This is a genomic window from Nonomuraea sp. NPDC050783, from assembly GCF_040802095.1.
GTDB lineage: Bacteria > Actinomycetota > Actinomycetes > Streptosporangiales > Streptosporangiaceae > Nonomuraea.
The window spans coordinates 1-9,633 of record NZ_JBFAHK010000055.1 but is presented as its reverse complement, the minus strand read 5'-3'; the positions used below and the strand labels follow the sequence as shown (position 1 = coordinate 9,633).

The window sequence follows — 9,633 nt, the reverse complement described above, 5'->3', positions numbered from 1 at the left end:
GAGCATCACATGATCGAGAAAAGGACAGCCTCATCGGCCCTGCTGAGGACCGCTGTGGCATAGAACCGTCTCCACGTTTTCAGGGGATTGACAGGACAGCCAGCTACATAGGCTGACAGAGGTCTCGAAGCGGTTTGGCTATGGTTGGGCTGGCTGCATGGACGACGGCCTGCGCTTCGAGGGCCAGGACCAGATGCTGGGTGTCATGAGGTGATCTTCCTCCCGCAGTTTGAGCCCGGGGATATACGCGGGATGATCTTACGTAGCCCGTGCCCCACACAGGCCGTTTGCACAGGTCAAGCCACCTATTTAGATGCGCTCAGCCCCACTCTCCTAAAGCGGGTGCCGCAGGTTCGAATCCTGCCGGGGGCACTCTTCCAACCAGGACTTTTGGCATCTGACCTGCGGTTTCCCAGCCGCAGGTCTTCTGCTTGTTAGGCCACCGCAAGCCGCCGTATGCAGCCGTAGGACCATGATCCGGGGACATACGGGTGATGATCTTGAAGGCATTTCCCCAGGTCACGCCCCAGGATCTCTCACACCCATCATCGGGGGTCCGTGGGAGCCAGTTACACATGAACGCGGATCGTTGGGCCGTGTATTGAACGCGACCGCTGGCTGGTCGCGTCCGAGATGCGGTGTAAATGTGAACGAGCGTAGGTTGCCGTGCTGAACCGACCAAAGTTCGCACTACGCAAGGACCTACGCTCGTGGCACGCAGACTACCGCCCGTTCAGGCCATCCGCGCCGAGATCGACGCCTTGTTCACCGAAGGTCGTGACCTGGTCGAGGTGATCGAGGACGTCGCCCGGCTCGGCGCCCGCCTGATCATCCAGACCGCCGTGGAAGCCGAGGTAGACGCCTTCCTCGGCCGCGCCCGCTACCAGCGCGCCGCCGCCACGCCCGCAAACAGCAGCGAAGAGACGACGGTGCGGCCTGGTCATCGCAACGGGCACTGCCCGACCACCGTCAAGACCACCAGCGGACCGATCACCATCGCACGACCGAAGCTGCGCGGCACCACCGACAAGTTCGCCTCCCGCCTGTTCGGCGCCGGCGTCACCCGCACCCACGCGCTGGAAACGCTCGTGATCGCCTCCTTCGTGCGCGGCCTATTCGTCCGTGATGTCGAAGGGGCGCTCGCCGATGCGCTCGGCCCGGAAGCCGCGCTGTCCAAGTCCACGGTCTCGACCATCTGCCAGACCATCGTGGCCGAGTACGACGCCTGGTGCCGCCGCGACCTTGCCGCGGTGGAGCTGGACTACCTGTTCCTGGACGCCTCGCACTTCAAGATGCACGACGGGCAGCGGGCCGAGCCGATCCTGGCCGCCTGGGGCATCACCACCGCAGGCAAGCCGGTCTTCGTCGGCCTGGCCGCCGCCGGAGGCGAATCCACCGACGCCTGGCACGACTTCCTGACCGACCTGGCCGGCCGCGGCCTGCGCCCGCCGCTGCTGGTCATCTCCGACGGCGCGCCCGGCCTGATCAGCGCCGCCGAGCAGGTCTTCTCGCCCTCGCTGCGCCAAAGGTGTCTCGTTCATCGCGCCAGAAATGTGCTGGCCAAGGTCAGCGCCGGCGATCAGGCCGAGGTGAAGGCCGCCTACTGGCAGATCTTCGACCTCACCGACCTCGGCGAGGACGTCGAGCCCGGCCAGCAGCTCGTGGACTGGGTGCAGCGGCGCATCGACGCCTTCGCCGAGACCTGGGCCGGCCGCTACCCGGCAGCGGTCAAGTGCCTGCTGTCCGACCGTCAAAGCCTGACCACCTACCTGCGCTTCCCGCTCGAGCACCACAAGCGCGTGCGGCACTCCAACTTCATCGAGCGCACCTTCGGCGAGACCCGCCGCCGCGTCAAGGTCATCGGCCGCTTCCCCGGCGAGACCAGCTGCGTCTCACTCGTGTGGGCCGTGCTCGACCGAGCCGCCCGGGGCTGGCGCGGCTTCACCATGACCAGCAAGGGCCTGCGCATTCTGCAAGACCTCCGCCGGGCCCTGCTCCACCCGCCCGCCCAGCTCCACCCGGCCGACGACCCGCCCTTGGCATCCGTCACCGAGGCCGCTTAAGATCCATCCACGGCACCTGGGGCTTCCCCCTCAAACGCGGGCACCGGTTTCAGGCAGCGGGTTTCAGATTATCCGCCGTCTTCTCGTAGTCGATCGGGCTGAGCCGGCCGAGCCGGGAGTGCCGCCGGACCGTGTTGTAGCGGGTGATCCAACCGAAGACGGCCAGGCGGGCGGTGCGGGCGTCGGGCCAGTGGCGCGTGCCCTGCAGCGTCTCGCGTTTCAGACTCGCGTTGAAGGACTCGGCCGCGGCGTTGTCGGCGCTGGTGCCGACCGCGCCACGCGAGCGGATGACACCGAGCCGGCGGCAGGCCCGCGCGAACTCCCGCGAGCAGTACTGCGCCCCGTTGTCGCTGTGGAACACCGCGCCGTCCAGACGGCCGCCCCGAGTATGGGCGGCGGCCTGCAACGCGTCCACGACGAGCTCGGTGCGCAGGTGATCAGCGACCGACCAGCCTGCCAGCCGGCGCGAGCACAAGTCGACCACGGTGGCCAGGTAGAGGAACCGGCCGCCGCCGACGGGCAGGTAGGTGATGTCGCCGACGTAGCGGGTGTTCGGCCGCTCGGCGGTGAAGTCACCCTGGATCAGGTCCGGCACCGGGCAGGCGTCCGGCTCCGGAACAGTGGTGCGGACCTTCTTGCGCAGATGCAGTCCGGCGATGCCGTGCTCGCGCATCACCCGCTCCACCCGCTTGTGGTTGACCATCATCCCGGCCGCGCGCAGCTCCGCCGTCACCCGGGGCGAGCCGTAGGTGCCGTCATGCTCGGCATGGATCCGCCGCACCTGCTCAGCCAGCTGCTCATCGGCCTGCAAGCGGGCCAGCCGCGCCGCGGCACCCTTCACCCACCGGTAGAAGCCCGAGCGCGACACCTGCAGCACCCGGCACAACCGCTTCACCCCGTAGAGCGCCTTGTGATCCTCAACAAACTGGAAGCGGTTGACCAGTTCGTCTCGCCCGCGAAAAGCTTGGCCGCCTTGCGCAGGATGTCGCGCTCTTGCTCCAGCTCCCGGATCCGCGCCTTGAGCTGCTTGTTCTCCTCTTCCAGCACGTCGTCCGAGGGTACGTGCCCGGACGAGGCCGGCCGACCGGCAGCGGCGCCACCGCTCCCGCCCTGCGCGCCCTCACCTCGAGCCTGCGCGGCGCGTACCCACACGCGCAGCGTCTCGCGGCTGACCCCCAGATCCCGCGCGATCGACGTGATCGTCCGGTCCGGCCTCGACAGCACCAGCGCTACCGCGTCGGCCTTGAACTCGGGCGGGTAGTTCTTCATCACCATCAGGGACATCTCTTCCCCTGGACCTCAAGATCCAGTCTCCAAGGTGTCCACACTCAAGGGGGAAGACCCCCTACCTCGTCGAGCTATTTACACCGATCCGAGGACGCGACCGCCGCTGGCTGATCAACAGAATCACCTGGCTTCCAACAGCTGATAGTTGCTTGAAGGGGATGAGCTGACGAGCTGGACATCCCTCAGCCGCGAACTTTGCGCCTTCCGGTCAAGCACCATCTACTGGAAGCCAGCGTTGGATGAGATGCCGAGAGACGGAGGCATCAATGTGCCACATCTTCCGGTCATCGTCCCAGTCGTACCGCACCGCAGCGGCGCGCATTGCCTGCTTGAACGCCTCCTTGTCGCGGTAGGGCACACGAATGTACCGACGGCCGCCCAGGACGCCACCGGACTCCACGTCAGCACCGGCCGTCGGTCCTTGGCGCCAGGGCCGGGCGGGACGTTCCATTCGGGCGCGCTCAACGATATGGCGTACCCGCCGACAGGCCGTCGGGTCTGTGATCCGCATCATCAACTCGGTGGGCCCGATATTGGCCAGCAGGTTGAGCGAGCCATGCCACAGCACGTTGTCATCAATGATGAGGACCTTCTCGTGCATGCGCTCCCGTACAACGAGCCGGCATCCAGCCATCTCCAGATCGCGGACAAGGCTTTGCCTGCGCGGATCCTCCGATTGATCACGGGTATGGACGGTGACCTGCACGCCTGCCTGGATTCGCGGGGTGAGGCGACCGAGCCATCTTCGTACAGGCCGCGGGTCGAGGAAGGCGCAGAAGATATCGATGCTGCCGCGGGCGCGGTCGATGTCCCATTCGACGGCTCGAGGCACCTCGTCGGCAGGGAAGAAGGCCGGTCGGGCCAGTTCGTCCTCAGGCAGGTTCGCCAGGTCCCCCGCGGCACGGAACGGTACGAGGTCATCGACCGGCAGTCTGTGGGCATGGCGTTCCAGGTGGTCCAGCATGCGGCCGGCCTCACTGCCGGGGCGCAAGTTCGAGCGCAGGAATTGGGTGTCCGCAACGACTATCAGATGATCCTGGGCTCGGCTGAGGGCCACGTTGAGCAGGCGGCAGGTGTGAGAAGCCAAGCCCAGGTCCTCGTAGAAGTAGCCGAGCTTGCTGCCAGCCCCAGCAACCGTGTCGATCACCACGAGGGGGCGCTGGCTGCCCTGGAACCGGTGGACGGTGTCGACCAAGCCCTCGTAGTTCTGGCCGAACCGGTATTCGAGACTGCCGCGGAGCGCTCTCACCTGGTCCTTGTACGGGGCGATGACGGCCATTCGGTCTGTGGGCCTCTGGTCCGTCCATTTGCGGGCCGGAAGGACGTCGTCATGCTGCAGGCCGCGTATGAGCTCGTGAATGACCGCTTCGTGTACCGAATTGGTGGTGTGCGCGCCGTACCGGCCTTCGGGGTTAGGGAGCCGGCGCGGGGTGGTGTCGACGAGGATCAGCGGGCCGCTTAACAGCGGTGATGACGGGAGCCTGCTGAGGTCGTCGCGGCCAGGGCGGAGCGGTGCATCCGGGTAAGCGACGACGTTGACGACGTCGCAGATGGCTGGCCGCATACGGTACTGAGTGTCCAAGCACACCATGCGAGGGTCGTTGCGACGAGCCGAGCCCGCGGCGTCCACAAGGCCCGCCGTCGCGAAGGCGTCGCGGTCCATCCAGAGCTTCGCGTGCTCCCTGTCCTTAGGCGTCGCATCCCGGTGTCCGGAGGCACGGGTCACTGCGGGGAGCTGGCGGAAATCGCCTGCGATGACTACACGACGGCTCGCCAGGCCCGCGGCGCACCAGGCCGATGGAAGGTTCACCATGCCGGCCTCGTCAATGATCACCACGTCTGGCGAATCGAGGAGGTTGCGGGATTGCACTGCCTTCGCAACCGTGGTGCCCATGACGCGGCAGTTCCTGCGCACCACCTCAGTGATCTTGTGCAGGTCCTGCTCCAGTGCCGTGAGGTCCGTTTGCAGTTGTTCAGCAGCCCGGCGAACAGGTCCTACGGCTGGGATCGCGCGGAGTTGGTCGCTTAGGACAGCGAATTCCCGTTCCAACGCGCCGGATTCGCGCGCGTAGTGTTGCTGGGAGGAACGGGCGTCGCTCAGCTTCTTGTCAAGTTCGACCAAGGCGTTCTGGTGTTCCGAGTGGGCGCGCCCCAGCTCGTCGAGTTTCGCCTGGCTTCTCTTCGCGAACAGGCCCGATGGGGTGCCAATGTTTCGGATCTGCTGTTCGATGTCGGTTATGGCCGCGCGGCTGAACTCGAGCTGTTTATGGAGGACCGCGATGAGCTGGCTGGCGTCGTCCCGTTGAGCGGACGCGATTCGCAACTCTTGCCCAACGCGTTCCGCCTCGGCGTAGATGGCGAGGATCCTCCGGTTGGCTTCCAACCGTTCGCGGAGTGTGGCGATTCGGCCAGCCAGTGACGCCGACAGCCGCTCAGCGATCTTGCTCGGATCGATCTGATCACCGAACTTGGCGGCCAGCGAGGGCAGCTCTATCTCCCCAGCACGTTGCACGAGACCTTCGCCAAATGCTTCCTCGCCTGACAGAAGGTCGCAGATGCGTTCCAGCGCCTGGTCCACGGCCACCTTGGTGGGGGCGAGGAATAGGACACGCAACTGTTGGCGGTAGCAGCCCTCTGCGATGGCGGCGACTACGTCGGTCTTGCCGGTTCCCGGTGGCCCCCAGATGAAGGTGAGCTCGCTGCCGAGGGCTTGCTCAATCGCCTGCCGCTGCTTGGCATTGAGAAGGCGATCCCGATAGTTCCGGATGAAGTGGTTGGGGGTGGCGCAGCGGCCGTTGCGCGGTTTTCCCTGACCGAGCAACCAGCCCGCGGTTGTGAGGTTGACGGTGCTACTTTCCTTGTCGTTCGCACCGTCAAGCCGGTCAAGTATGGACTCCAGCCCTACCGTCTCATCCTTGCGTAGTTGAGCGTTGGCGGGATCAATCCCCAGATTTGCTTTGGTACGAACTTTGACCTTGCCATCAGGCATCCGGGCCGCCTCGGCGTGCTCCCAGGGATCCCGGGAGCGGGACAGGCGGATGAGAAGCTTCTCACCAGAGAAAGCCTCCTTCCATGACCTGCACGTGAACAGGTACTCGCGCGTCTCTCCGTCGCCGCCGATCCTGCGCCCGGCAGACAAGGAGACCTTTTCGCCATCGCCGTCCGCCCGTAGCTCAGCGGCCATCTCCAGGCGTACGGCTCGCGACAGCTCATCGACGGGGAAGGGTCTTTGCCGCGGGCCTTGACCGTTCATCGCGCTCCTTGCGGGTTAAGGCGTTTGTGCGGCTAGTAACGTACCCTTGCCGGCTACTCTCTGGAACCCTTCGTCCTCTACAACTCCAAGGGACAACGTCCGATGGTGAGCACAAGCCCATCAAAGTCCAGAATGAGTGTGGACGATCCAGCGGATTGTCGCATGCGGAGAGCCGTTTTTTGGAAAGTATGTTTGTATCAGACCTCATGATAACGGCCCGCCTAAATAGCCCCTATACACCCAGGCCGCCACAGCACGTGAACCGCACGAAAGGGTCAACGCTGTCACAACGAGGCGATGTGAGGCTCCACTTTCACGAACGAAGGTTTTTCACTAGCCCTCATAGCAGGAAGGTTAGTCACACTTTTACATGACGCGGAGAGCGCCCTGCGTGGACGCTTTCATGCTGGACATGTCTCACATCTTACGGGGCGCCGACCATCCGTCGATGTTCCGCCCATCCGCTCCCTTAAAGTCAGCGACCAGTCGGCCCTTCCGAAAAGTCAGTAGCCAGGTCCCGTGACGTCTACAGCTAGTTCCGCCGACAGTCAAGGCCGCGCTGTCGTCGTCCGCGGCTATGGCCACAAGTATGCACCTCTCCCCAGCCCACCCTACGGTTCCAGAAAGCCCGATGGTCTTGTTGTCGAGGATGAATTCCATCCCATCGGCGGTCCAGGTTCCGACGAGAGATTCGGGGAGTTGGAAGGGCCCACTGGAGGGCTCTCGGTTCAGCGCGATGACCTGACCGTCCCGAAAGAGGCTCAACTTGCCATCGCCACGTCTACTCAGTTCCATTTCTCGATTGATACATCGGTTGGACTCTGTGAAATACTGCCTGACGGAGAGTCTTCCGTTGCTCAACTTCTTCGGGATCAGCATCCCCGCGCAGAAATGCAGGGGATATTCCACCTTGCCGTTCTTGCGTCCGCTCTCCAGAGAAATCCTGACCGTGTATAGCTGGTCAGTTCCAGGGTAAATACCAGAACCGATCCAGCTACCGGATAACTCCACTGGAACTGACACCTTAAAGGCGTAATTGCCTACCGCGATGACGAAGAACGGGAGGCAAAGCACAAACGTAATCATGCCCAGCACTGTCGCCCACAGACAGCCGTTGCGTGAACCTACGCGCCTACGCTGCTGGACAAGATACGGAGGCGGAGGGAAAGGCCGATTCCACTGGGGAACGTGCTGGAATCGAGGTGGAGGCGCATACCCGTTGTAGGTCGGAGTGATACGGGGATCCTCCACCGTCGGCGACCGGGAGGCACCATGCTGCCGGGGAACCTCACCCCACGGAGGAGGGTGAGGGTGCGGAGAGACCCGTGGGGAGACGCCGTTGTAGCTGGGCTCGGCCCAGGGGTGGCCCGCTGCCCTCTTACCGAAGGGCTGTGCGCCCGCTCTTGTGTCCCCATCGGGACCAGCCGCCGAGAACAGGTCCGTCCGAGCCTCATCCCAGGGATCATGCCAGGGGCTGTCCTGTAAATCGTCAGTAAGCTCCCCCGGCTCGGAACCTCCTCGCTGATAGAGGTCGTATTCTGCCCGGTGATTTAGCAGGACGTCTCTCGCGGCGTTGAGCAAACGCATCTTCCACTCGGCCTCGGCGCGGGCACCGGAGCGCTGGTTCTTGTCGGGGTGCCAGTCACGTGCCTGCCTGCGGAACGCCTGGTTGATCGCTCTGTCGGAGCAGCCTTCCGCCACACCGAGAAGTTCGTAGGCGTCATGTCCCTCAAGGGCCCTGAACCTCTTGTCCACTCCTATCTCCCGATGTGGCGGACCACGGACGCCCGGTAGCACCTCAGGGACCAATGTGCCGTCCGCTGTGTGTGACCTACGGGAACGACTCGCCGTCCGACCGCCACCGTCACATCTCGGTGTCCTGCACGGAAGACCACGAACACTCTCAGATGGTGCTCAGAGTCCTCGTAGTGCCATCCGCAGTCCTGTTCCTGTACCTGCTGCCCCCTAAGGAAGGGAGCCTGCAGCAGTTCCTGGGCCTTGGGCGGCGAATTGCCCAACACCCTCAGCACCGTCGCGGTCAACCCCGAGATCAACTCACGTCCTCCCGGAACCCCAAGAACTTCGGAACCGTCCGGAACAGCCGTATCGCGGTCTGGAGTCGGCCTGTAGTCGATCTCTATGCTGCGGAAGCTCGTCGGATCGAGCAAGTAACCGGTAATCGTGTACACCGGTCGGTGCTCGGTGTCGATACGGGACACCGCGGTGCACAATCCCCGTTCACCGAAGACAACCGCCTTGCAACAGTCGCCCGGATCGGAGCGGTCTTCCATCGCATACCAACCCAGCGTCTGACCGGTGAGTTCCTCTAACCTCGCCCTTACACTCTCACCGAGGGATTTCCGGCACTCATCCCGCAAACGGACACCGTGGTCGAATCCCATCGGTTCGGCGGAAAGCGTTGAGACGGATGGAGCAGCGCGATTCAGCGTGTTCAGCTGCGCCGGTTGCAGCGAACCATCCTCAGAGGTCACAGCAGGCAAGCGATCCACGGGGTCTGAGCCTCCGATATCCGATACCGGGAGAAAATGCTGATCGCAATTCTGGTATGAACTTGATCGCATTCGCTAGTCGTTCCGGATCTCTGCCCCACTCTGCGGGACGTTGAGGCTCGTCCACAGTGGCCGACTTGCCCTCTGCGCTCGCTCCTCCTGCTGCGTCTCCTGAGGCTCCTCGGCGTTCATGCAGGCTACACCGTCCCCAGGGACCGGATAGCTGACCCCATGCACATACATCCCACCACCCTGAGTGGAATGTTGACCGCCCACTGAACGACCGATTTTCGGATCTGCTCCAAAGCGGACTTTTGCAGTCCGAATCCTCTTGGGCACTCTCCTTAATTACGCGTTCCGTACGCTGATCGGCTGTTTTGCGCTTCCCCTCGTAGCGTAGAGGCCGAACCGGGAGAGGTTTGGTGGTGGCAGCAGTCACGCGGCGGCGCTTTGATCCGGAGTTTCGGACCGGGGCGGTGCGTATCGTGAAGGAGACCGGCAAGCCCGTCGCTCGGGTGGC

At 64.0% G+C, this 9,633-nt stretch carries 5 protein-coding genes and 1 pseudogene; 1 reads left to right on the top strand and 5 read right to left on the bottom strand.

The window, feature by feature from the left end:
* Window positions 1-710: 710 nt before the first annotated feature.
* Complete coding sequence (locus AB0H75_RS50005; protein WP_367809132.1) at window positions 711-2,063, top strand: IS256 family transposase; 1,353 nt, start codon at window positions 711-713, stop codon at window positions 2,061-2,063.
* A gap of 49 nt (window positions 2,064-2,112) precedes the next feature.
* On the opposite strand, the gene AB0H75_RS50000 is transcribed toward AB0H75_RS50005, so the two are convergent.
* The 5 genes and pseudogenes from AB0H75_RS50000 to AB0H75_RS49980 all read right to left on the bottom strand — a co-directional run bounded on the left by AB0H75_RS50000 (window position 2,113) and on the right by AB0H75_RS49980 (window position 9,005).
* A protein-coding gene (locus AB0H75_RS50000) for an IS3 family transposase (RefSeq protein WP_367809134.1) occupies window positions 2,113-3,338 on the bottom strand; the annotation gives its coding sequence in 2 pieces (ribosomal slippage) (window positions 2,113-3,026 and window positions 3,026-3,338; 1,227 coding nt in all).
* A 220-nt stretch (window positions 3,339-3,558) separates the two neighbouring features.
* Window positions 3,559-6,603 carry an AAA domain-containing protein gene (locus AB0H75_RS49995; protein WP_367809130.1) on the bottom strand — a complete coding sequence of 1,015 codons (3,045 nt, stop codon included), beginning with the start codon at window positions 6,601-6,603 and terminating at the stop codon, window positions 3,559-3,561.
* A gap of 417 nt (window positions 6,604-7,020) precedes the next feature.
* The gene (locus tag AB0H75_RS49990) at window positions 7,021-7,689 is read right to left on the bottom strand and encodes a hypothetical protein (RefSeq protein WP_367809136.1); all 669 of its coding nucleotides are present in this window, start codon (window positions 7,687-7,689) and stop codon (window positions 7,021-7,023) included.
* 456 nt (window positions 7,690-8,145) lie between these two features.
* A pseudogene (locus tag AB0H75_RS49985) lies at window positions 8,146-8,358 on the bottom strand (J domain-containing protein); the annotation flags it as partial.
* 2 nt (window positions 8,359-8,360) lie between these two features.
* A complete protein-coding gene (locus tag AB0H75_RS49980; RefSeq protein ID WP_367809128.1) occupies window positions 8,361-9,005 on the bottom strand; it encodes a hypothetical protein in 645 nt (214 codons plus the stop codon).
* Window positions 9,006-9,633 lie beyond the last annotated feature (628 nt).

Bases quoted from the DNA above. Each gene is read 5' to 3' on its own strand.
- AB0H75_RS49995 (WP_367809130.1), bottom strand. From the start codon at position 6,603: ATGAACGGTCAAGGCCCGCGGCAAAGACCCTTCCCCGTCGATGAGCTG.
- AB0H75_RS49990 (WP_367809136.1), bottom strand. From the start codon at position 7,689: ATGATTACGTTTGTGCTTTGCCTCCCGTTCTTCGTCATCGCGGTAGGC.
- AB0H75_RS49980 (WP_367809128.1), bottom strand. From the start codon at position 9,005: ATGGGATTCGACCACGGTGTCCGTTTGCGGGATGAGTGCCGGAAATCC.